General features: G+C 35.7%; 24 protein-coding genes. 18 read left to right on the top strand and 6 right to left on the bottom strand.

Annotation, left to right across the window (positions count from 1 at the left end):
- Window positions 1-159 precede the first annotated feature (159 nt).
- Window positions 160-1,029 carry a helix-turn-helix transcriptional regulator gene (locus tag LG296_RS09790; protein ID WP_107936975.1) on the bottom strand — a complete coding sequence of 290 codons (870 nt, stop codon included), beginning with the start codon at window positions 1,027-1,029 and terminating at the stop codon, window positions 160-162.
- A 123-nt stretch (window positions 1,030-1,152) separates the two neighbouring features.
- On the opposite strand from LG296_RS09790, the gene LG296_RS09785 reads away from it, so the two are divergent.
- Window positions 1,153-1,812: a hypothetical protein gene (locus LG296_RS09785; RefSeq protein WP_107936973.1), complete on the top strand. Its 660-nt coding sequence runs from the start codon at window positions 1,153-1,155 to the stop codon at window positions 1,810-1,812.
- 216 nt (window positions 1,813-2,028) lie between these two features.
- Here the strand turns inward: LG296_RS09785 and LG296_RS09780 are convergent.
- Together LG296_RS09780 and LG296_RS09775 are read right to left on the bottom strand one after the other, a co-directional pair.
- A protein-coding gene (locus LG296_RS09780; protein ID WP_404426987.1) for an IS3 family transposase occupies window positions 2,029-3,152 on the bottom strand; the annotation gives its coding sequence in 2 pieces (ribosomal slippage) (window positions 2,029-2,906 and window positions 2,906-3,152; 1,125 coding nt in all).
- A 714-nt stretch (window positions 3,153-3,866) separates the two neighbouring features.
- Entirely contained in the window at window positions 3,867-4,295 is a 429-nt protein-coding gene (locus LG296_RS09775) for a HEAT repeat domain-containing protein (protein ID WP_107936971.1), read from the bottom strand.
- A 313-nt stretch (window positions 4,296-4,608) separates the two neighbouring features.
- Between LG296_RS09775 and LG296_RS09770 the strand changes: the two genes are divergently transcribed.
- The 3 genes from LG296_RS09770 to LG296_RS09760 are packed head-to-tail and all read left to right on the top strand — an operon-like array spanning window position 4,609 to window position 5,613.
- Window positions 4,609-4,938, top strand: a complete 330-nt coding sequence (locus LG296_RS09770) for a PadR family transcriptional regulator (RefSeq protein WP_107936969.1) — start codon at window positions 4,609-4,611, stop codon at window positions 4,936-4,938.
- A gap of 1 nt (window position 4,939) precedes the next feature.
- A complete protein-coding gene (locus LG296_RS09765) occupies window positions 4,940-5,293 on the top strand; it encodes a DUF1048 domain-containing protein (protein WP_107936967.1) in 354 nt (117 codons plus the stop codon).
- Complete coding sequence (locus LG296_RS09760) at window positions 5,290-5,613, top strand: DUF1048 domain-containing protein (RefSeq protein WP_107936965.1); 324 nt, start codon at window positions 5,290-5,292, stop codon at window positions 5,611-5,613. The genes LG296_RS09765 and LG296_RS09760 overlap by 4 nt, the downstream gene beginning before the upstream one ends.
- A 116-nt stretch (window positions 5,614-5,729) precedes the next feature.
- On the opposite strand, the gene LG296_RS09755 is transcribed toward LG296_RS09760, so the two are convergent.
- Window positions 5,730-6,938, bottom strand: coding sequence for an MFS transporter (locus tag LG296_RS09755; RefSeq protein ID WP_107936963.1), 1,209 nt, complete (start codon window positions 6,936-6,938; stop codon window positions 5,730-5,732).
- Window positions 6,939-6,994: 56 nt separating this feature from the next.
- Here LG296_RS09755 and LG296_RS09750 point away from each other — a divergent pair, with 56 nt between their 5' ends.
- The 4 genes from LG296_RS09750 (at window position 6,995) to spoIIP (ending at window position 10,768) form a co-directional block, all read left to right on the top strand.
- A complete protein-coding gene (locus LG296_RS09750) occupies window positions 6,995-7,909 on the top strand; it encodes an AraC family transcriptional regulator (RefSeq protein ID WP_181418098.1) in 915 nt (304 codons plus the stop codon).
- Window positions 7,910-8,153: 244 nt separating this feature from the next.
- Window positions 8,154-9,185, top strand: coding sequence for a S66 peptidase family protein (locus LG296_RS09745; protein ID WP_107936959.1), 1,032 nt, complete (start codon window positions 8,154-8,156; stop codon window positions 9,183-9,185).
- 154 nt (window positions 9,186-9,339) lie between these two features.
- Complete coding sequence (locus LG296_RS09740; RefSeq protein WP_107936957.1) at window positions 9,340-9,879, top strand: RNA polymerase sigma factor; 540 nt, start codon at window positions 9,340-9,342, stop codon at window positions 9,877-9,879.
- Window positions 9,869-10,768 (top strand): stage II sporulation protein P, encoded by a 900-nt coding sequence (gene spoIIP, locus LG296_RS09735; protein ID WP_107936955.1) that lies wholly within the window; start codon window positions 9,869-9,871, stop codon window positions 10,766-10,768. The genes LG296_RS09740 and spoIIP overlap by 11 nt, the downstream gene beginning before the upstream one ends.
- A 68-nt stretch (window positions 10,769-10,836) precedes the next feature.
- Here the strand turns inward: spoIIP and LG296_RS09730 are convergent, their stop codons facing one another.
- Window positions 10,837-11,541: a hypothetical protein gene (locus tag LG296_RS09730; protein ID WP_107936953.1), complete on the bottom strand. Its 705-nt coding sequence runs from the start codon at window positions 11,539-11,541 to the stop codon at window positions 10,837-10,839.
- A gap of 236 nt (window positions 11,542-11,777) precedes the next feature.
- Here LG296_RS09730 and LG296_RS09725 point away from each other — a divergent pair, with 236 nt between their 5' ends.
- From LG296_RS09725 to LG296_RS09680, 10 genes are all read left to right on the top strand, one after another.
- Window positions 11,778-12,713, top strand: coding sequence for an LCP family protein (locus LG296_RS09725; protein ID WP_251399063.1), 936 nt, complete (start codon window positions 11,778-11,780; stop codon window positions 12,711-12,713).
- 112 nt (window positions 12,714-12,825) lie between these two features.
- Window positions 12,826-13,422, top strand: a complete 597-nt coding sequence (locus LG296_RS09720) for a protein kinase (RefSeq protein WP_107936451.1) — start codon at window positions 12,826-12,828, stop codon at window positions 13,420-13,422.
- 254 nt (window positions 13,423-13,676) lie between these two features.
- Entirely contained in the window at window positions 13,677-14,231 is a 555-nt protein-coding gene (locus LG296_RS09715) for a sigma-70 family RNA polymerase sigma factor (protein WP_107936449.1), read from the top strand.
- Window positions 14,228-15,316: a DUF4179 domain-containing protein gene (locus LG296_RS09710; RefSeq protein ID WP_107936447.1), complete on the top strand. Its 1,089-nt coding sequence runs from the start codon at window positions 14,228-14,230 to the stop codon at window positions 15,314-15,316. The genes LG296_RS09715 and LG296_RS09710 overlap by 4 nt, the downstream gene beginning before the upstream one ends.
- 195 nt (window positions 15,317-15,511) lie before the next feature.
- A complete protein-coding gene (hutP, locus tag LG296_RS09705) occupies window positions 15,512-15,955 on the top strand; it encodes a hut operon transcriptional regulator HutP (RefSeq protein ID WP_107936445.1) in 444 nt (147 codons plus the stop codon).
- A 124-nt stretch (window positions 15,956-16,079) separates the two neighbouring features.
- Entirely contained in the window at window positions 16,080-17,591 is a 1,512-nt protein-coding gene (hutH, locus tag LG296_RS09700; protein ID WP_107936443.1) for a histidine ammonia-lyase, read from the top strand.
- Between the two features lie 94 nt (window positions 17,592-17,685).
- Window positions 17,686-19,362 (top strand): urocanate hydratase, encoded by a 1,677-nt coding sequence (gene hutU / locus LG296_RS09695; RefSeq protein ID WP_107936441.1) that lies wholly within the window; start codon window positions 17,686-17,688, stop codon window positions 19,360-19,362.
- The gene (hutI, locus tag LG296_RS09690) at window positions 19,362-20,618 is read left to right on the top strand and encodes an imidazolonepropionase (RefSeq protein WP_107936439.1); all 1,257 of its coding nucleotides are present in this window, start codon (window positions 19,362-19,364) and stop codon (window positions 20,616-20,618) included. The genes hutU and hutI overlap by 1 nt, the downstream gene beginning before the upstream one ends.
- 1 nt (window position 20,619) lies before the next feature.
- On the top strand, window positions 20,620-21,597 hold the full coding sequence (locus tag LG296_RS09685) for an agmatinase family protein (RefSeq protein ID WP_107936437.1): 978 nt from the start codon (window positions 20,620-20,622) through the stop codon (window positions 21,595-21,597).
- 49 nt (window positions 21,598-21,646) lie between these two features.
- Window positions 21,647-21,808: a hypothetical protein gene (locus LG296_RS09680; protein ID WP_181418054.1), complete on the top strand. Its 162-nt coding sequence runs from the start codon at window positions 21,647-21,649 to the stop codon at window positions 21,806-21,808.
- Window positions 21,809-21,983: 175 nt separating this feature from the next.
- On the opposite strand, the gene LG296_RS09675 is transcribed toward LG296_RS09680, so the two are convergent.
- The gene (locus LG296_RS09675; RefSeq protein WP_107936435.1) at window positions 21,984-22,418 is read right to left on the bottom strand and encodes a GNAT family N-acetyltransferase; all 435 of its coding nucleotides are present in this window, start codon (window positions 22,416-22,418) and stop codon (window positions 21,984-21,986) included.
- Window positions 22,419-22,445 lie beyond the last annotated feature (27 nt).

Here is a 22,445-nt window from a genome sequence, read left to right as displayed (position 1 = left end):
GGTGCTTATTAAGTGAACTTAATCCCAAAATTATAGTGATGAATAAACCCTTTATGCTCTAATTATAATTACAGCAAGATGTGGAAAGTCTACATACTCTTTTGATGTTATTTTATATTTACAGTAATAAAAAATAATAGGACGGAGGAAAAAGCGACTTTAACATTCTAAATCAATCGGATGTTTTTTTATTGGTACGTAGAGATGATAGGATGAATCAAGCTGATGAACGTTCTCAAAAGCTTGAATCATTTCTATATCGGATTGTTCTGCTTCTAATTTGGAAATCTTTAAGAATCTAGCAAAGTCATTAGTAAGAACATCCCCTATATCCAGGATGTCACCAGAATATTGAAATTTAGCACAAAATATTGAAGGTATATCATTGGTAAAGTAATATGGTTTGTTAATCTGGATATCGTATGGAATACCGAACAAAACATTAAATTTTGTTGAATTCGGCTGACAATTTGAGTAAATAACATAGCAAGGGCCATTAATAGATTGATTAATATTATCTAATAGCATTCTCGAATGAGAACGAATTTTCAACTTATAATTTTCAGTTGCTAAATCAACTTCAAATGCTATCCCACAAACTCGAATTGCATTGAATTCTACTAGGGTAAAATCGGTGACTATATCACCATTTATGTTTTTAATCGGTTTCTTTACTACTAAAGGAATAGGAGATTCATTGATCGTCGTCGTGTTTTCTTTCAGTTTGCTAGGAGCTATCCCGTATTGTTTTTTAAAGGCGCGAGTGAAAGATGATGGAGTCCCAAAGTTAAGTAAATATGCAATGTCTGTTAACGATAACTTTTCGTTTTGAATTAGATTAACAGACTTATTTAATCTTCTAGAAAGTAAGTAGTTGTTAAATGAGTAACCAGTCATTGCGGAAAAAAGTCTATGAAAATAGAATTTCGAAATATTGAAGTGATTTGATACAGATTCTAATGATAAAGATTTTTCTATATTATCCTCAATATAGACTAATGCATTTTCAATTAATTCATAATGTTCCACAACGTCACTTCTTTCTATCTTTTTATATTATCTTTAGCTTAATATATGAAATCTAAAAAGTAATAATTCGGATTATCAAGGAGGAGAACAAATGGACAAATGGTTTGAAACGAGGGAGTTGAAATGAATTTAGTAGGAATGAATTTCAAGAAAATTGCAGGCTTATTTGCAATTTTGGCAGGAGTTTTATACACAGTCATTCAATTTATCCATCCACCTGAAAATTTAACTTTTGTTACTTCGAGTTCCTGGCAGATAGTTGCTTGTTTAAGCATTGCTATGTCCCTCTCCTTTATTATAGGAATTATTGGGATTTACATGAAACAACTTGAAGAGGTAGGCTGGATTGGTTTAATAGGATTTATATTATTCAACCTGTTTTGGTTAATTTCAATGACTTTTAGTTTCATTGAAGCATTTGTTTACCCGCTGATTATAAACGAGGCTCCCATGTTTGTAGAAGGAATGTTAGGACTATTTGACGAGAACAATAGTGAGGTTAATCTAGGTGTTTTCACAATATTGGCCCCTATTGCAGGAGTACTGTATATGCTTGGCGGCTTATTTCTAGGAATTGCAACATTTCGTGCTAATGTCTTTCCCCGCTTTGCTGGAATATTACTTTCGCTTGCTGCTGTAGTTACTTTGGCTACCGTAATCATTCCTCACCCTTATGATCGAATATTAGCATTACCGATGGGAGTAGTTTTCATTTGGCTAGGATATATCCTTTGGTATGAAACTAACATTGGGTTAAAAAAATTAAGACATAAAAATAAGTGAATCGATTTTTATTTAAACTTTTTCATTTGTATAGAAGAGGTGATGTTTAACAATCGGACGCTTTCCTTGAATAAGGAAAGCGTCTGTTTCCTTTTAAGGGCAATTTAACGGGATAATAGTTTTTAAATGAGTTTGGTGAGAAAATACAAGCTAAATTAAGTATTAGTATAACGAATAGAGAATTAACTGGAATGTCAACACTAAACTGGACAATCTTTATAAGGACCTGTTCTTGAATTCCACTGGCGATAAATAACCTAGTGTTCCGTGAATTCGAATGTTATTGAACCAATGAACATAATCATTAAGTTCAAGAGCGAGCTGTTCAAGAGAAGCGAAGTGTGCTCCGTTTGCGAATTCGGTTTTAAATACTTTGAACATCGCTTCGGCCACGGCGTTATCATAGGGACAACCCTTCATACTTAATGATCTTTGAATCCCAAATGTTTCTAGTGCCTCTGAAATTAGTTTGTTATCAAACTCTTTTCCACGGTCTGTATGGAACATCTTGATGTTATGTAAATTCCCTTTAATGCTGGCTAATGCTTGATACACAAGGGCTGCTGTCTTATTAGGACCGGCACTGTGACCAATAATTTCACGGTTGAAAAGGTCGACAAATAAGCATACATAGTGCCATTTTTTCTCAACACGGACGTATGTTAAATCACTTACAACTACAGCTAATTGCTCTTCTTGTTTAAACTGACGATGTAACTCATTTTTGATGGGTGCTTCATTACAGGTTTGTTTATACGGCTTGTATTGTGCCACGGTATACTTTGATACCAGTCCTAATTGTTTCATGATTCGACCGATTCGACGTCTAGAAACTACCATCTTCTGCTTCTTTAATTCTACTTTTAGTTTACGAGTACCATAGTTACTACGGCTTTCTTTAAAGAGTCGTTCAATCTCGTTGGAAAGTTCTACTTCCTCTGTGTTATGTGCTTCTTTTTCACTCAAATTGGCATGATAATAGTATGTGCTTTTGGCGATGTTGAGGACGTTACACATTGCTGATATTGAATATTTGTGAGCGTTATTTCGAATCACATCTATTTTCGTCCCATGATCAGCGCTGCTTGCTTTAAAATGTCATTCTCCATCATTAAACGTTGATTTTCTTTACGTAATTTTATTAACTCATTTTCTTCATCAGTACGGTTCTCTTTCGCAGTGAAGGCCCCAGTTTCTTGATGGTTTTTAATCCAGCGATCTAATGCAGATGGCGTGATTTCATATTCTCTACAGATATCTGCACGAGACTTTCCATTTTCATAAAGCTTGACTAATTGAAGTTTAAATTCTGGTGTAAAAGTTCGACGTTGACGTGACATAGTAGCACGCTCCCTTAGGTTAGTATGTTAAGTCTACTAGCCCTTATAGTATCTGTCCAACTTAGTGTAGCCGATTCAAACAAAATTTGAGTAAGGGAAGGGGGACTAATTCTACTTTAAGATTTTTGTAATAAGTAAGTAGTAAAATATAATTTTAATTTATAAATTAATAGAGGGTTTTAATTTGGAAATGAACTTTTTATATCCTTTTGAATTGATAGATAAATATATAAAAAATGCAGTCGTGTGGAAGTATTTGGCTCTCCATCATGAACTGACTATTCTTTCAAATAGGCGTAGTCAGCTCGCTCTTACTTTACTGGTAAAGTGAAAAGATTTCGATTAACTTCATGTATTGAAGTAGGAGGAATGTGTGAGGCACATATGTACAACGTAAGTGTAACTCACTGTTTGTGTGTTTTAAGGGATAATGAAAATAGTCCATTTAAGGTACTGTCGGCATGCGGTGTCTGTTAAGAAAGGCTTAGTTTTTGGGGTGTTGATGTCATGGTTGGCGTGACTACTCCGGATAATACTTTAAAATTTGCTAGTCTAAATGAGTTACAGCCCTATCATTGGATGAATGCATATCCAGCAGAAGAATTAGAACGATATCGAAAATGAGTGATATCTTTACATTTTAGAGAAAAAGAAAAGTCATTCACTCCACATATGGAATTGAATGACTTAACCCACCTATAGGAAAGGTGATTATTATAGTTTTGCCCAACGTTCCTCTAACCAGCTCATGAATTCCTCGCCTTTGTCACCTTCATAAGCATCATAGACATCTAGACGCATACGTTTTAGCTTATCTGCAAATTCTGCCACTGTATGGCCCTTTGGTAAGCTCTTTTTCACGCGAAGAAAAATCTTGTCCGTACCTTTGATAATATCAAAGCTTGCAGGTGTTGGTTTTTCTACATTCTCCCCAAACGCTACAAGAGTATCATATGCTGCTATTTGGACCTTGTAGACCGTATCATTGTGCATACGATTTTGTAATAGATCTATAATTTTGTCATGCTGATAAGCCGATAAAGTTTCGACTGCGGCTAAACGCTCGCGCCAGCTTGATGTATAATTGGCCTGTTTTTTTAAAGCTTCGTACTTCTCTGGTAGTACTGTTTCAAATTGTTTCAAGTAAGTGCACCTCTTTTTTTGACTAGAGGAAAAAATAAATTCTTCTTCTGCTTTCCTTATTATACGATGTCTGAGTGGAAAAAGCGAAGGATTGCTGAAATTGAATGTATCCATGTATCTGATTTATAAATTTTAATAAAATTATACATAAAAGTGTAAGAAATGATTTAGTTGCAGTATAAATGGCAATTCCTTTTATTATTTTAATTGACAAGATACACTATTCTGTATTACATTATACCAGTAATAAGTTTTACTTAATACCTGTATTACAGAGTACTGAAAAATTTAAAAATATAAATGGGTGAATAATTTGGAAAATATTACAGAAATGCTTAAGGGATTGCTTGAGGGATGTGTGCTTGAAATTATTAGTCGGGGCGAAACTTACGGCTATGAAATCACACAACAGCTTAGAGAGCTTGGCTTCACAGATGTAGTTGAAGGTACAGTCTATACGATTACCTTGCGTTTTGAGAAAAATAATCTGGTAAACATCGAGAAAAAACGATCTAATGTTGGTCCACCGAGAAAGTTTTATACCCTAAACGAAGCTGGCCAAGAGCAGCTTGAGAATTTTTGGAGAAAATGGAACTTTGTATCGAGCAAGCTAAACGAGTTAAGAGATAAAGGAGGAAAATGAGATGAACTTTTTTGAAAAAATAACTGGCAGCGATATGACGAAACAAATGAAAGAATTTGACGAACGAGCAAAAGTGTTACCAACTGATTATCAAACTGCTTGGAAAGAAATTATGAGCAATCTCTGGATTCATGGAGATTTCACCGGCCGCAAACTGATGCCGATTCTTGAGAGTGCCCTTGAATTACTTGAAGTTACTTCAGCAGACGGGCAGAGTGTTGAAGAAGTCCTAGGAGATGATATCAAGGGCTTCTGTGCAGCGCTCGTTGGAAGCGATGGAGCAAAAACGTATCGAGATAAATGGCGTGAGCAACTAAATAAGAATGTAGCCAGAAAATTAGGAGGACTACAATGAGTATAAAAAAAATCATCGAAGGCAGAAAAGAATGGAGAGCTCATGTTTCGCGTGTCAAAGCGCTTCCCCAAGACTATCAAATTGTCTATAAAGAGATTCAAAAATATCTTTTTAAAGTGGGACCAGTTGAGCTAAATGAAGGCATTGGCCCACTTTCGGAAATTATCAGCTTTTTCGAAGAAGGTGTCATTGCTGGGAAAAGGGTATTAGAAGTTACAGGGGCTGACGTCGCTGCTTTCTGCGATGCGCTAATTGAAGATTCAAAAACGTATGCTGATCTTTATCAGGATTCACTTAATAAAAAAAACCTAAGAGAATGAAAATGGGAAGATCTTTATTAAGAAAGAAGACCGATTTCTAAATTTAAATGAGAAATTGGTCTTCTTTACTGTTGTTTTTTTAAAAATTAATTAATTATCATGAATATGATTAAATTTTATGCATTTGTTCTATAGATGAGCCCCTTTTTCCAAGACAAAATTACAGTTATAGAAGCGATAAGTAAAAGTCCGGCCAAAACAGTAAAGCACAACATTATCAGACCAGAAGAAACTAAACCTGCAAATATAGCTAACAATATAATTCTCAAAAGTAGCCCAATCGTTCGGAATAGGCTATCAATTCTACCGATTATTTCATTCGGGATATTATCCATCAAGAAGGAGTTCCTGGCCACTCTTGCTCCACTATTACCTAAAGCTATAAAAAACATTAAAGATAAGTATGCTGGTATATTCGCGTAAATAATTAACGAGATTGCTAATGTGTATGTTAAGACACCGTAGACAATTGTCTTTTCGTCTCCTAATTTTCTAGCTACGATAGGAACCAATATACCTGCAAAAATGGCACCCAAACCGTAAATCATACCTTGAATTCCATATATATTTCCATCGGTCTTTAACACATCAGACAAATATACTGGGAACAAATAATTTGTAATCATTACGCCAATGTAGGGCATTAGCGAAGCGGATAAAAATATGAGCATTGAAGTTCTTTTAAGCATAAAGGTTAAACCCTCTGATGCTTTTATTGCCTTTTCATTTCCGATTTTTCGTTTAGTAGTTTTCGCATAAGGTAATTTTAAATAAAAATAGATTGCCAGCGCATAGGTGAATACATCAAGTAATAAGATAAATTGCAAATCCCACTTAATCAATAAGATACTTGCTGCTGCACCGGCAATCATGCTGGAAAGCTGTCCTTGTACCTCCATTGTTCCATTAAGAGCCTTATACTGTTCTCTATTAAAAATTTCCTGATTTAAAGCAAACATGGTTGGGTAAAAAAGGGTGTAATACAGATTTCCTATCAAATAAATGATTATATAATGCCATATTTCATAGTGATTAGCTATGAACCCAATGAAAGTGAAAATTAACAAAACAGATAGGCTAATTAATTTACTAAATATCAATAATCTTTTACGTGATATTTTATCTATTAGGGCTCCGATATAAGGTGTAATTAAAAAGCTTAGGATAGTCATGCCTATTGTGACGTATCCAAATAGTTTATTTCCATTTTCACTCGATACTAAGAGCCATGGGATAGCAATCATTGTTATACCTGAGCCAATAGATGAGGCAATATTTGCAAAGATGATCAATCGAAATCGAGAATCGTTATACAGTTTATTCATGCGTGTTCCCCCTAAAAATGCTTACATGTATTTGTTCAACTATTTCTAGTATAAAAATGAAAAAGGGGAACTACATCGTACAAATTGCTGAAATATTCAGCAATTTAAGCTACAATAAATTAAGAAATATAGATGATAAAGCAGAGGTGAAAAAAATGGGATTACATTTAAAACTACCAAACGTACAAATTTTCCAATTTGATGGTCACTCAAGTTGGAATGATCCCGCTCATTCACATCAGGACTGTTATCAGATTTCAATTCCATTTAACGGAAATACTATTGCTACCCTTAACCAAAAGGAAAAGGTTTTAAGCAGTGGAAATGCCATAGTTGCTAATCCAAATTCCACACACTCTCATGAATTCAATTCAGATAGTAGTTCATTAGTAATTTTAGGCTTAAATCGAGAGGGTTTTAATAATTGGTTATGTGATGAGAAAGCCCTGAAAGAAGAGGTTAATTTTTATGAGGATCAACAAATTTTTAGTAATGATGTAAAATTGCAAATGAAACAGTGGTTTACTCATTATATTTTGAAAGAAGATTATCAAAGTTCTTTTATGGATGACTTGGAGATTAGTATTTTTCAATATTTTTCTGCTCTTTTAAGAGGTAGTCATAATATCAAAGAACCTTTACAACTTGTCTCAGATAATCATTTTAATCACGTATTAGACTATATCCATTCACATTATTCAGATGATATTTCAGTAGAAACACTAGCCGGTATAGCACAACAAAGCAAATATCACTTTATCAGAAGCTTTAAGTTGGCAACTGGTTTTACTCCACATCAATACGTAATGATTATCAAAATCAAAAAGGCCAAAGAGCTATTAACTATTTCTAATAAAACGATAACTGAAATTAGTTATGAGGTTGGCTTTTCAAGCCCTAGTCAATTTTATAAAACTTTTGCTAATTTAGTTGGCTGTTCACCAAAGAAATTTAGAGAACACAAAGATTAAAATCAATAATAAATTCGCCCAATTCAGCTGCTCGAATTGGGCTTTTATAATTAATAAACATGTCTGTCCAAGTAAATATACGAACCAGCCCCTTTCCGATGAATGGGCTTTTTCTTTTTGAATGAGTATAGTTTCTTCAAAAAAAGAAGGATTTTAAAACATTCTATAGAAATTAAAATCTAAGAGAATCGTTATTTTACAGGTAAAAATACATAGATAATAGAGTTTTTTGGGGGGAGATTAGATGTTAATTAAACCAAAAAAGTTACAGCCTGGAGATAGTGTAGCAACCGTGAGTCCTTCTTGGGGAGGAGCAGGTGAACCAGAACTTAGATGGAGATATGAGCAAGGTGTAAAGAGATTGGAAGAGGTATTTGGGTTAAACGTTATCCCAATGCCAAATAGTTTAAAAGGTGGAGACTATCTATACAATAACCCACAGGCTCGTGCTGAGGATTTGATGACTGCATTTAAGGATGAAAATATAAAAGGGATTATTGCCAATATTGGTGGAGAAGATAGTATTCGTTTACTTCCATATATTGACTTTGAGGTGATACATAACAATCCGAAGATTTTTATGGGGTACTCTGATGTAACCATTTCTCATTTAATTTGCCATAAAGCAGGCATTTCTTCCTTTTACGGTCCAGCCATACTAACTGATTTTGCTGAAAATGTAGAGATGGATCCATATACAATTGAAATGGTGAACCGGACGCTCTTTTCTAATGAAATAATGGGAGAAATTCAACCAGCGAAAGAATGGACAAGTGAACGTTTAGAATGGATTGAATCCAATAAGAATAAGAGACGAACTTTGAAACTAAACGCTGGTAATGAGTTACTTCAAGGCTCTGATATCGTACAAGGACGCCTGATTGGCGGCTGTATGGAGGTTCTTGAGATGGCTAAAGGAACTGTACTTTGGCCAGAGAGCATACACTGGGAAAATAGTATCCTATTCTTTGAAACCTCTGAAGAAAAACCAGCACCAGATTATATTCGTTATTGGCTACGAAATTATGCGGCTCAAGGTATTCTTCAAAGAGCAAAGGGTATTATTTTTGGAAAGCCACAGGATGAGCAGTATTACGAGGAGTATAAAATCGAAATCCGAAAAGTCACGAAGGAATATAATTTAGAGCATTTACCAATTCTTTATAACCTAAATTTTGGCCATACAGAACCAAAGTTTATCTTACCTTATGGTGCTATGGCAGAGATCGATTGTGTCGATAGGACTTTCTCGATTCTTGAAAATGCAGCTGAATAACTAAACAGTATGTTATGTAAGGAGATGTATATCTCCTTTTTATTTTGTTTTTAAATGAACACCCTGTAATTCTTTTGATCATATATAAATTTCTGTAACCATTTATCAATCTCAAACGAATAATAAGTGACTACATACTAAAGGGGGGAAATGGTTGGTTGATTTACGAGACTTAGAAGGTAGCATAGTGGAAATTTATAATCAGCATTATCTAGATGTGTATCGATTTCTTGTTTGCTTTTCAGGAAATCAAAACGATGCAGAGGATTTAACACAAGAAGTATTCATTCGGGTGTTAAAAAGCTTACCAAACTTTAAAACTGATAGTAATTTTAAAACATGGATATTTTCTATCGCGAAGCATGTTGCTCTTGACCATTACAGAAAGAAGAAATTTTCAACGATTTTTAAGGAAGGTTTTTTCTCTAAGCTCGAGTCAAAGGAGAAAAAGCCTGATGAAGAGTACGAGAAAACTGAATTAGAGCACTATGTACATGAAGCTATCTCCAAGCTTAAACCGAATCACCGAGCAGCTGTTATTCTTCGCGGAATCAATGAGTTTTCAGTGAAAGAAACGGCAGAAATTCTGCAATGTAGTGAAGCCAAAGTGAAAGTCGATTATCACAGAGCTTTAAAGGATTTGAAAAGAAAACTAGATTTGGATGGAAAAGAGGTTTTGTCCAATGCAAAATGAAAAAGAAATTATTAACATGATAAAAGACAGTCACCCTCAAAATCCAAAAAAAGAATTTATAATATCAACAGAAAATTTGCTTAGACAAAAGGCTAGAAGTATGAGAAAAACTACAAGAGTTAGAAAACTCACTGTAGCAACAAGTGGTATTTTCCTATTTGCATTAGCTTTTTCTTGGCTTTTCCTTTTAAATGGCAAGGAAACCGTTATGAATCTTACAAATACAATTGGAGCAGAAGGTATTCCATCACTTGCCTTAGATGAAAAAGAACCGTTAGTGTTTATTTACCAAACACATAATGTTGAAGCATATTATCCAGAACTGCAGGGAGATGAGGATAGGGTACCCTTTAGTGATACAACGAATGTTACATTGGTGGGGAAGGAATTGAGTAATGCATTAGAAGAACGTAATATTAGCGCAATTCATGATGATACAGATTATAGTAAGATTTTGAGCGAAAGAGGATTAACTTTTAACGATGCCTATACAGTATCAGGAGAAGTCTTACAAAAAGCGTTAACTGAACATGATAGCATTGAAGTTGTATTGGACATACACAGGGAGTCAAATAAAAAAGATGACTCCACTACGACTATTGCAGGGACAGAATATGCAAAGATATGGATGTATGTATCGAAAACAGCTGATAATTATGAAATAAATAAAGCATTTGCATTGAAACTTCATGACAAACTAGAAGACCTATATCCGGGTTTATCCTTTGGTGTAATTGAAAGAGGAGTAAACCCAAGAAACACTTACAATCAAGATTTACAAGACAACTCTGTATTAGTCTCTATTGGTGGCATGGAAAATACATTCGAAGAGACATTTCGAACGGCAGATGCTTTAGCAGAGGCTATTAAAGAAGTATTGAGTAAATAATATATAGTAGCAAAAGCTTGATTTGGCGGTAATCTTCAAATCAAGCTTCAATCTTTATAGGAGCAGCTTTAATTTATTAATATAGCTTTATCATTAAATTCAACGTCAATTTCAAATAGCTGATTCATCAAAACAAGATTATCATGCCTCATTTTAAGAAAGTAATCTTGATAGTCCTCTGGAATAGGCTGTATATATGTTTTAGGTTGGCTTTGAACCTTCAACCATTCCTTCAAATTTAATAATTCAGCCGTAGTAAATCCATTATATGTAGTTGCCTCATTCAACTTTTTAATCTCTAAAGAGGGAACGACTGTTGTTACAAGTGGTTCTTTAGATTTATTGTTGATACCATATTTTTTTGGACGTATGTCTTTTGCCAGTTTTGATGAGAAGTGAATTTCATCAATCTCGCTCCATTTAAAATACTCGTTTTTGGTAAAATTGAAGCTTCTACGTTCAATACCTTCCTTATTCACTATCGTGAAAGTTTGTAGTAACAATGTGTTAGCGATGATTAAGATCGTTACACAGCTTATTAATAGTGCTTTCTTTTTCCTGAAAATCCAGCTGATTAGGATTAATATAATTGAGATGACCAATATTAAATCCGTAGGTGCTTCACGAAAGGAAACAATCAGATTGCCTTCTTTGTTTTCTAAAAACGCTTCAAGAATATGAGGCAGAGCTGCACAAATACCCATCAAAGCAATGACGATATAAACCTTATAATCCCAAAGAAAACCTTTATCTTTCCAACTATTCGTATCCATATTTTACCCTCCTTTCCTAATTTACCATATTCCAGCCTATTTTGAATAACCATTATTCAAAATTTTGGGAAGTAGGTTAAACTATGTAAATTTAAGGAGAGGTTATGGCTATTTTGCTATGTTAACAAATTAGAGTGCACTTAATTAGTCTATTTTAAACAACTTGAAAGCGAAAAATAGCATAATAACACGAATAAAGTTCACACTAAACCTAATTCCATAAAGGAGTGGGTTAAGTGAAAAGGTTAGTCTGGCATTTTTTCATTTTAGTTAGTGTTTTCTTGTTAATTAGTTGTCAACAATCTCCTTTAGAACAGTCTGGTGAACAATATAAAAAGTCTACGGAGCATAAAGTCAATAATCCTTTAGACTTTTTTAAGAATAAATTAATGGATAAGCCGATACATTTTCTTGTCGTAGGTGTAGATTCAAGAGATGAAGAAGAATCGCGAGCTGATAGTATTATGATTGTGCAATATTCTGCTGAGAATCGAACAATAAAGGTTGCCTCAGTGATGAGGGATTCTTATGTTGAAATCCCTGGATATAAACAAAAGTATGGAAAATTAAATCTTTCTCACTTTTTAGGTGGGGAAGAGCTTTTAAAAGAAACACTTCAAAATAATTTTGGTGTAAATATTGATTATACGATCACAGTCGACTTTCATGGATTTGCTACCATGATAGATACACTGGTTCCGGATGGTTTAAAAGTAAATGTTAGCTCAGAAATGATTAATGACATGAATTTTGACATGGAGGTTGGTGAGAATATTCTTCATGGGGAGGATCTTCTGAAATATGTCAGATTTCGTCATGATGATTTAAGTGATTTTGGTCGGGTCAATCGTCAGCAGGAGGTCTTACTCCAATTAAAGAACGAGATCAATGAAAAAATTAGCTCTTTAGACGGTGTTACACATATACCTGACTTTGTGGATATGGTCGTAAATAATGTGGAAACAGATTTAACCTTCAGCCAAATGTTTACATTATGTTCGAATATTTTTCTTCATCCAAGTGAAGAAATCGACACCCTTAGAATTCCCGTAACTGACGGATACACCAATAAAGAAACACCTCATGCTGGAGCGGTACTGGAATTAGATTTCCCTAAAAATCAAGAAGTACTATCAAAATTTTTCAATGAAACTTTAACAGTCAATGAATAAAGTGCTGAGTAATTACCGCGAAGTCCTAAGAGGATTTCGCGGTTTTATTTTATAAACTATCAAAAAATGTATAATATTTACAAATGATAATATGATAAGGAGCTGAGTTGAATTGATTCATGAACTAATTGCACGATGGAAAGAATTTTGTATACCTGAAAATTTTATTGGAATCGGTTCAACTCGAAAAGCCTATAAAGTAAATGATTATGTGATTAAAGTACATATACATCCAATTGGCTATAAACAATCAATAAGAGAAGTTGAAAAATATGTCCATATGAAAGAAAGAGGCTATAATCATTTATTTGCCCAGCCCTTTTATGTAAATAACTCAATTTCCATACAAAGGTTTTACCGCCCTTTAGAATTAGAAAATAACCAGAGCTACGAAATTGACACTCAAAAGCATGCAAATTACATTCCAGAAGCCTATCACAAAATCATACAACTATTAGATTCAGAGTTCGATAGCTTTGACTTGAAGGATAGTGGTAATTACGGATTGAATTCGAATGGAAAGCTAACATTCATCGACTATGGAATGAGTAAAAGCGTTTACGAAAAAGAATGGATACCACAAGCTGAAGCTGGAATTATACCTCAAATAGAATTTGACATATGTAGTAATTGTGGTGATGAGAAAGAGCTTCGAATGTATGGCGACCAGGATATGGATAAAAGATGCTATCACTGTGGGAAGGAGTAAAAGAACGAATTTATATTTGGAGAAGCTATATATATGGCTAGTAAAGTGATTGAATTGATTCCTTATTAAAAATGTTTCCTACTCATTTTGTTACGTTTACAAAATTGAGTAGGATTTTTATTTTAACTTTAAATTCCTTTTTTAAATTAAAATGGAATTATCATTATACATATTAAATTTTTTTATGAGAATAAAGTCTTCTTTAAGCGATGTATTAAGTGTAAAGGATTTACAGCTTAAGAAAGGGTGTTTGTATGATAATTACAAGTGAGAATTTTATAAAGCATTTAAAGAAAGGAAGAGAAGAGGCATTAGATTTTATTCTAGAAAATTATGCTGGCCTAGTAAAAGCCGTGATACATAATAGTCTGAAAAATTATAATGATCCTCAAATTATTGAAGAATGTATCAGTGATACTTTTATGGGAGCTTATGAAAATGCCAAGCAATTCAAGGGAAATGAAGAGGATTTTAGAAAGTGGATTTGTACAATAGCTAAATTTAAAGCAATTGACATACAAAGAAAATTACACAAGGTACCACAGCCATCTGAATTGGATGGTACGAGTAACCCTGTAAAATCTGCTGAGGAAGAATTTTTGATAAAGACTTCTACAAAAGAGCTGCTAATAATGATGAGTAAATTGGACCAATTAGATCGATATATCTTTACTATGAAATACTTTCTTAATATGAAGAATGATGAGATTGCATTGCATCTTGGAATGACTAAGGCTGCTATTGATAATCGGTTATATCGCGGAAAGAAACGGCTACATCAGATGTATTTAGGAGGGATTTTGACATGAAAAAGGTATATAAACAATTAAACCGCTTAAATATAGGATTTGAAATAGAACCCATGGAAGTCAGCGAAATTGAAAAAGAGCGAATTAAACGAAATATATTAAAGGAAAAAAAGAAAAATCATTATACAAGAGACTTTGTGGCAGCAGCTACTTTCTTGGTTGCCTCAACTATTACAATTGGTATGGGATTCCCAGCCTTTGCAGCAAACATTCCAATTATCGGGAATGTATTTGAACTATTTAATGATGACAATGATTCTATGTTTGAAAAATATAATGACCATTCTTCTACTATAGGTATAACGCGTGAAAGTAATGGAGTGGAAGTAACAGTCACAGATGCTGTATATGATGGAGAGAACATAACGATTGCTTACACCCTGAGAAGTGAAAAGGATTTGGGAGAAAGACCTGCACTTTCGATTAATCTAATTGCCGAAGAGCTTAAAAATACAATCAAAAATGGTTACTACTCCACCCACTATATAGTAGAAAAATTAAATGATAACGAATACGCTGTCATTTATATATATGAATTGTTACGGAACCCAAGACCAGAGGAGCTTCTTATAACATTAGAAGCAGGTGAAATTGTTGATTTAAATAATGCTAATAATTCAACATCAGGCGACTGGAATTTTAAATTTAAGATAACTGCACTTGAAAGCAAGAAACGAGAGCTAGCAAAAGAAGATCTAAAAACAGAAGTTAATGGTATAGAAATAAATGCAATACAAATGACGGAGACACCTATTTCTACAACAATTTATTTATCTGAAAAAGTCGACGTGAGAATGGTAGCTAAAGAGGACGAGAAATGGCGAAGTATTGGATTCGACTATCAGGTGACTGATAATTTGGGAAATTCCTATGATTTGGTTCAATATAATGGAGTGGGGCATAGTACAGATTTTGAAAGAATGAGAAGTGAACCTCGAATTACTATTAAAAATTTAGACAAGCAAGCAACAGCTTTAATAATAACTCCGACGGTAAATGTTTATAAAATGATAACAAGTGAGGGACAACTAGCTACTACATTTGACCCATATTCAATCGAACCGATTACGATTCCTATAAAATAGTAATCGTAATCTAAAGAAGAATTTACTAAAATAAGTTATAACCTACAGAGGGCTTAATTATCTAATTTTTGCTAAATTTACAAAAATTACGTTGACACTCAATTTTGAAGCGTTTACAATTAAATTAGTTAATAGACATTAGAGTATTCAGTTAGTTATTCTACTTGATTTTGAAAGATGAAATGAGTTGTTAATATGGCATTAAGTAAAGATCGTCGTATTGGTAAAAACGCTATCTTACTTTTGCTTTCTGAGAATCCAAAAGATCAACTGGATATGCTAGAGCAGTTGAATTGGAAGAGCTGTACAGGAAAAGTTGGATCGATGGATGCACATAAGGTAGTAGCAGCAATTGAAACGGCAGCCAAGAAAAATGGTGTTATAAATCCGGACCTTTACCGAGAATCCCACGCATTGTACCATGCGATAATAGAAGCCTTGAGCGGGATTACGAGAGGTCAGGTGCAAATAGGATCTGTATTAAGAACAGTCGGTTTATCTTTTGCGGTTTTACGTGGAAATCCATATGAAAATGAGCAAGAGGGAGAATGGGTTGCTGTATCCTTATACGGAACAATTGGAGCACCAGTAAAAGGATCTGAGCATGAAACAATTGGCTTAGGCATTAATCACATATAATAAGCCCATAGTATTTAGTAAATAGGGGGCTATATCAAGAAATCATTTTTAGTGATTTTTTTGATATAGCCCCTTTTCTATTGAGCTTTTATTTCACTGAAGGAATTTGAAGGGAGACACCTAGATGGTTACATTAAACGGTCAGTCACTTACTTTTACAGACGTACAAAAAGTTTTATTTGAAGAAGAAAAAGTAATTTATTCTGAGGACAGCATGAAAAAGGTCCAAGAAAGTCGGAAAGCTGTCGAAAAAATCGTTTCGGAAGAAAGAATAGTCTACGGTATTACAACAGGTTTTGGGAAATTTAGTGATGTGCTTATCGACAAAAATCACGTTGAAGCACTGCAGCTAAATTTAATTCGTTCACATGCTTGCGGTGTAGGAGAGCCTTTTCCAGAGGTCGTATCACGTGCGATGCTTCTCCTTCGGGCAAATGCCTTATTAAAGGGCTTTTCCGGGGTTCGTCCTATTGTGATTGAGAGATTGCTAGAGCTATTAAACGCTGGGATACATCCTATAATTCCTCAGCAGGGTTCACTTGGTGCAAGTGGAGATTTAGCCCCGCTTTCCCATTTGGCATTAGTGCTGATTGGTGAAGGAGAAGTCTTCTATAAAGGCGTGAAAACACCAGCAATACATGCATTAAAGAAAGAAGCAATCTCCCCAATAACATTAACAGCAAAAGAGGGCTTGGCTCTTATTAATGGTACCCAAGCGATGACGGCAATGGGAGTAGTTGCTTACATGGAGGCAGAAAAATTAGCATACCAATCCGAGCTAATTGCGTCCGTCACTATGGAAGGATTACGGGGGATTATTGATGCATTTGACGAAGATATTCATTTAGCACGCGGCTATAAAGAACAAGTAGAAGTGGCAGAACGTATTCGAGGCTACTTGTCAGATAGCACTTTAATAACTAGACAAGGAGAGCTTCGTGTACAGGATGCCTATTCAATTCGTTGTATTCCACAAGTACATGGTGCTACATGGCAGGCATTAAACTATGTAAAAGAAAAATTAGAAATCGAAATGAATGCAGCTACTGATAATCCATTAATTTTTGATAACGGTGAGAAAGTCTTATCAGGTGGTAATTTTCACGGTCAACCGATTGCATTTGCTATGGATTTTCTAGCTATTGCAATGAGCGAATTAGCAAATATATCAGAGCGCCGGATAGAACGACTTGTAAATCCGCAACTAAATGATTTGCCACCGTTCTTAAGTCCAGAACCAGGCTTACAATCAGGTGCAATGATAATGCAGTATGTTGCTGCATCACTTGTATCTGAAAATAAAACCTTGGCACATCCAGCAAGTGTTGACTCTATCCCTTCTTCAGCGAACCAAGAGGATCATGTCAGTATGGGGACGATTGGAGCAAGACACGCGTATTTAGTTATTACGAATACCCGTCGAGTGTTAGCAATTGAAGCCATTTGCGCTATACAGGCTGCAGAAATACGAGGGAAAGATAAGATGGCTAAAGCAACAAAGGAATTATTAGAGAATGCTAGAAAAATTGTTTCATATATTAATGCAGATCGTGTATTTTCCAAGGATATCGAGGCCATGAATGACTGGTTAAAGGTTGGTAGCTTTCAATTTAATAAATATAAAGCTTTAACTTAGAGATAAATTCATTGGCAAATAGATTCGTAAGGGAAACAAATATAAGGCGTCATCATTATAGGATTTAAGGATCCTAACTAGGAGGTTAATAACTATGCAAGCTGAAACAAACAATAAAATTACACGTTTAGAAGGTACAAAACTAAATACAAAGGGCTGGCAGCAAGAGGCCGTGCTCCGTATGCTGATGAATAATCTAGATCCAGATGTAGCTGAAAGACCAGAGGATTTAGTTGTTTATGGTGGAATTGGCAAAGCTGCGCGAAACTGGGAGTCTTTTGATGCGATTGTCAAATCACTTAAAGAGCTAGAAAGTGATGAAACGCTTCTTGTACAATCAGGGAAACCAGTTGCAATTTTTAGAACACATACTGATGCTCCACGTGTGCTACTAGCAAATTCTAATATTGTTCCTGCTTATGCAAACTGGGAAACCTTCCATGAGCTTGATAAAAAAGGCTTGATGATGTATGGACAAATGACAGCAGGGAGCTGGATCTATATTGGCTCACAAGGAATCGTCCAGGGTACTTATGAAACATTTGCGGAGTTAGCGAAGCAGCATTTCAACAATTCTCTTAAAGGTACAGTCACTGTTACTGCTGGTCTAGGTGGAATGGGTGGTGCTCAGCCACTTGCTGTAACAATGAATGGTGGCGTGTGTATTGCAATCGAGGTTGATGAAACAAGAATTGACCGCCGAATAGAAACTCGCTACACAGATGTAAAGGCTTATAAGTTAGATGAAGCGATTCAGTTGGCTGAAGAAGCGAAGAAGGATGGGAAGGCATTATCTATTGGTTTATTAGGAAATGCCTCCGATATTCTACCTGAAATGATTGCAAGAAACTTCATTCCGGATGTATTAACAGATCAAACCTCTGCCCATGATCCACTGAATGGTTATGTTCCTTCAGGGATGTCACTTGAAGTCGCAGCAGATTTACGAAGCTCGAACCCGCAACAATACGTAAAGCTTTCGAAAGCAGCTATGGCAACCCATGTAAAAGCAATGCTTGAAATGATGGATAAAGGAGCCATTACCTTTGACTATGGGAACAATATTCGCCAAGTAGCTAAAGATGAAGGCGTAGAAAATGCATTCGATTTCCCTGGATTTGTTCCAGCCTTTATTCGTCCACAATTTTGTGAAGGAAAAGGACCATTCCGTTGGGTAGCGTTGTCAGGTGATCCAGAGGATATTTATAAAACAGATGAAGCGATTTTACGTGAATTTAGTGACAACGAGCATTTATGTAACTGGATACGTATGGCACAAGAAAAAATACAATTCCAAGGCCTTCCTTCGCGCATTTGTTGGTTAGGATATGGCGAACGGGCTCGTTTTGGAAAAATTATAAATGATATGGTAGCAAGTGGTGAATTAAAAGCACCTATCGTAATCGGTCGGGACCATTTAGATTCTGGATCTGTAGCTTCACCTAATCGTGAAACAGAAGCGATGAAGGACGGGTCAGATGTTGTAGCAGATTGGCCAATCTTAAATGCCATGTTAAATGCAGTTGGTGGTGCTACATGGGTTTCAGTACATCACGGTGGCGGGGTAGGAATGGGCTACTCCTTACATGCCGGAGTAGTGATTGTTGCGGATGGTACGAAGGAAGCGGAGGTACGTATTGAGCGCGTATTAACAACAGATCCAGGAATGGGTGTGGTCCGTCATGCGGATGCAGGCTATGATCTCGCAAAGAAAACTGCTCGTGAAAAAGGGATCAAGATGCCAATGCTTGATAAAGGAGCCGATCACTAATGACTAAGCCTATTTGGATAAAGCATGCAAAACAATTGGCAACACTTGCTTCAGAAGTATCAGGACCACGAGCTAAAGAGGCGATGTCAGATTTAGGTTTAATAGAGGATGGTAGCTTATGGATAGAGGCTGGAATCATTCAAGCTGTCGGGACAACGGAGGAGCTTGAAAAACGCTATTCAGATAAGCTGCATTTAGCCGAGATTATTAATGCTACAGACCATTTAGTCACTCCCGGTTTAGTCGATCCTCATACACATGTCGTATATGGGGGAAGCCGGGAGCATGAATTTGAAATGCGGCTGCAGGGTGCTACCTATATGGACATTATGAATGCTGGTGGAGGAATTCATGCGACAGCTCGTTTCACAAGAGAAGCAACAGAAACTGAGCTTATCGAGCAAACAACACGGCGTCTCGATTCCTTTCTAGCACATGGTGTAACCACTATCGAAGGAAAAAGTGGGTATGGGATGAATCTTGAAACAGAGCTCAAGCAATTGCGAGTGATGAAAAAGCTACAGGAGCAGCATATGATAGACATCGTTCCGACTTTTATGGGAGCACATGCCGTTCCACCTGAATATAAGGGACGTGAAGATGAGTTTGTGAAACATTTGATTGAAGACATGCTACCGTTAATAGCTGAGGAAAATCTGGCAGAGTTTAACGATGTATTTTGTGAAAAGGGTGTTTATACACCAGAACAATCTGAGCAGATTTTAGAGGCAGGGAAACGATTAGGACTAATCCCGAAAATTCATGCAGATGAAATCGAGCCGTATGGAGGAGCAGAGTTAGCTGCAAAAATCGGAGCCATTTCTGCAGAGCATTTACTAAAAGCGTCAGAGGAAGGAATCAAAGCGATGGCCAAATCTGGAACAATCGCGTGTCTACTTCCAGCAACTGCCTTGTATTTACGAGAAGAAGCAGCCCAAGGAAGAAAAATGATCGACTTAGGTGTACCTGTAGCGATTTCGACAGATTGCAATCCAGGCTCATCACCAACAACATCCATGCCACTTGTTATGAACTTAGCTTGTATTTCTATGCGTCTTACTCCGGCCGAAAGCTTGACAGCAGCTACTTATAACGCGGCTTGTGCCATCAATCGGCAGAATCAAGTGGGCTCTTTAGAAGTCGGCAAACAAGCTGATTTCGTAATTTGGAATACGAAAAGCTATCAGGAGCTGCAATATTTATTTGGTGTAAATCATGTGAAAGCCGTATGGAAAAAAGGTGTAAAGGTCGTGTAATATGAGTGAGCATTGGCTGCAAGTACCAGAGTGGACTTGGAATTATTCTTCAGATGGAAGTGCCCCTGTTTATGTACATCAGTGGGTGCATCAGCTAAATAATATAAAAACTTTACCTGATATGATTCTTTACGGTGCCCCTATTTCTAGATCATCGATTAGTGTGTCAGGAGCTTCCTTATACCCATCAGAGTTTCGACGAGGCTGGAAAGGTTTCGCTACGTATAATTTGGACGAAACTGTTGACTTATCTCCATACAAAGTAGCTGATGCTGGAGACGTATTGATGCATACGACTGATATTCTTTTATCTCATCAAAGAATTCAAAAGTCAACTCAATATTTAGTAGAACACTTTCCTAACACAACAACCTGTATGATTGGCGGTGACCATTCAACAACAGCATGTGCAGTTCGCGGCATTAAAGAAGCTTTTAAAGAGGAAACCATAGGAATCCTTCAGCTTGATACACATCTTGATGTAAGAGATCCAAAAGAATTGGGTCCTGCAAATGGTACACCAATACGGCAATTAATTGATGGGAATATTGTTAAAGGGGAAAACGTCATCAATATCGGTTTACATGGCTACTTTAATGCAAAGCCGCTGATTGACTATGCGAACGAACATAATATTCAAATGGTTACTTTAAAGAATGCACGAAAAGCTGGGTTGATCAATACTATCCAAGAAGCACTCGTGCGTTTGTCCTCAAAGGTCGATCGCATCTACGTAACAATTGATATGGATGTGCTTGATATATCGGTAGCACCAGGTGTACCGGCATCCACTCCAGGCGGTATGACAACGATTGAACTGTTTGATAGTTTGCTAGAAATCGGAAAGCATCCGGATGTTTTGCATATTGATTTTGTATGTCTAGACCCTAGCAAGGACTCGGCGGTTGGTCAGACAGTTAAGAGCGGGGTATATGCATGGTTACAATTTGTGACTGGCCGTATCTTACAGATTAAATAGCTTAAGTGAGCGGACTATTGATTGGTTTCTAGTATTGAGCGTAGTCTTCGTGGAAGTTGCAAAAGAAATAAAAGGAAATATTTCGGTTATTTTAGATTACAGAGCTAAAAAGGTTGAAATATGGGGAAATATTCTGGCTAACTGCTCAAAATTAGGTAAAATAAAAGGATTTTGGCATTATAACAGAAAAAATTTCCTTTATTTTGAGTAAAATAAGGAGATTTTCAAATTTAACAGTAAATTTTCCTGTTATATTCCAAAGCACTGAAATAAGATTCAATTAGTAGCAAAGTCTAATTAGCTTACATGATAATACGCAATACAAAATTAAGAAGACATAACAATGGGTGGGTTCAAAAGCCACTCTGTTATGTCTTTCACTTTATTTATAAACTTTTTCGGAAAGAATAACAAAACTTTTCAAATGCAAATTTCCCCTCATAAAATCTATGTGCATCCAATCTCTGAAGACCTGACTCCAATGCAATATACACACAATTATTCTCTGAAGCATAATCAGATAAAAATAGCATCAACTCTTTACCATAGCCAGATGATCTAGATGCAGAGCTTGTTACTAAATCATATACCCATAGATGCTTTTTGTTATAGAAATTTGTTTTAATAGCAACTCCTGCTAATGCTTGAATTTCTCTATCATTATATAGTGCATATAGCTCGTAGCCCTCTTGCTCCATAACTTCATATAATTCAAGATACGATTCAAGTGTTAGATCTGTTCGTAATTCTTTCATAATCTCAAAGCTTTTAATCAAAGCAGCTCTTTCTGTGATTCTTATAATTGTAGTAGCTATCGACATTGTCTTCTCCTTCGTTATAAAAAAATA

Source organism: Ureibacillus chungkukjangi, from assembly GCF_044795995.1.
Classification (GTDB): domain Bacteria; phylum Bacillota; class Bacilli; order Bacillales_A; family Planococcaceae; genus Ureibacillus; species Ureibacillus chungkukjangi.
This window is presented reverse-complemented; position numbering and strand designations above follow the sequence as displayed.

Bases quoted from the DNA above. Each gene is read 5' to 3' on its own strand.
- LG296_RS09755 (WP_107936963.1), bottom strand. From the start codon at position 6,938: ATGAATAAACTGTATAACGATTCTCGATTTCGATTGATCATCTTTGCA.
- hutU (WP_107936441.1), top strand. From the start codon at position 17,686: ATGCAAGCTGAAACAAACAATAAAATTACACGTTTAGAAGGTACAAAA.
- hutI (WP_107936439.1), top strand. From the start codon at position 19,362: ATGACTAAGCCTATTTGGATAAAGCATGCAAAACAATTGGCAACACTT.
- LG296_RS09730 (WP_107936953.1), bottom strand. From the start codon at position 11,541: ATGGATACGAATAGTTGGAAAGATAAAGGTTTTCTTTGGGATTATAAG.
- LG296_RS09785 (WP_107936973.1), top strand. From the start codon at position 1,153: ATGAATTTAGTAGGAATGAATTTCAAGAAAATTGCAGGCTTATTTGCA.
- LG296_RS09745 (WP_107936959.1), top strand. From the start codon at position 8,154: ATGTTAATTAAACCAAAAAAGTTACAGCCTGGAGATAGTGTAGCAACC.
- hutH (WP_107936443.1), top strand. From the start codon at position 16,080: ATGGTTACATTAAACGGTCAGTCACTTACTTTTACAGACGTACAAAAA.
- spoIIP (WP_107936955.1), top strand. From the start codon at position 9,869: ATGCAAAATGAAAAAGAAATTATTAACATGATAAAAGACAGTCACCCT.
- LG296_RS09675 (WP_107936435.1), bottom strand. From the start codon at position 22,418: ATGTCGATAGCTACTACAATTATAAGAATCACAGAAAGAGCTGCTTTG.
- LG296_RS09715 (WP_107936449.1), top strand. From the start codon at position 13,677: ATGATAATTACAAGTGAGAATTTTATAAAGCATTTAAAGAAAGGAAGA.
- LG296_RS09760 (WP_107936965.1), top strand. From the start codon at position 5,290: ATGAGTATAAAAAAAATCATCGAAGGCAGAAAAGAATGGAGAGCTCAT.
- hutP (WP_107936445.1), top strand. From the start codon at position 15,512: ATGGCATTAAGTAAAGATCGTCGTATTGGTAAAAACGCTATCTTACTT.
- LG296_RS09765 (WP_107936967.1), top strand. From the start codon at position 4,940: ATGAACTTTTTTGAAAAAATAACTGGCAGCGATATGACGAAACAAATG.
- LG296_RS09750 (WP_181418098.1), top strand. From the start codon at position 6,995: ATGAAAAAGGGGAACTACATCGTACAAATTGCTGAAATATTCAGCAAT.
- LG296_RS09685 (WP_107936437.1), top strand. From the start codon at position 20,620: ATGAGTGAGCATTGGCTGCAAGTACCAGAGTGGACTTGGAATTATTCT.
- LG296_RS09710 (WP_107936447.1), top strand. From the start codon at position 14,228: ATGAAAAAGGTATATAAACAATTAAACCGCTTAAATATAGGATTTGAA.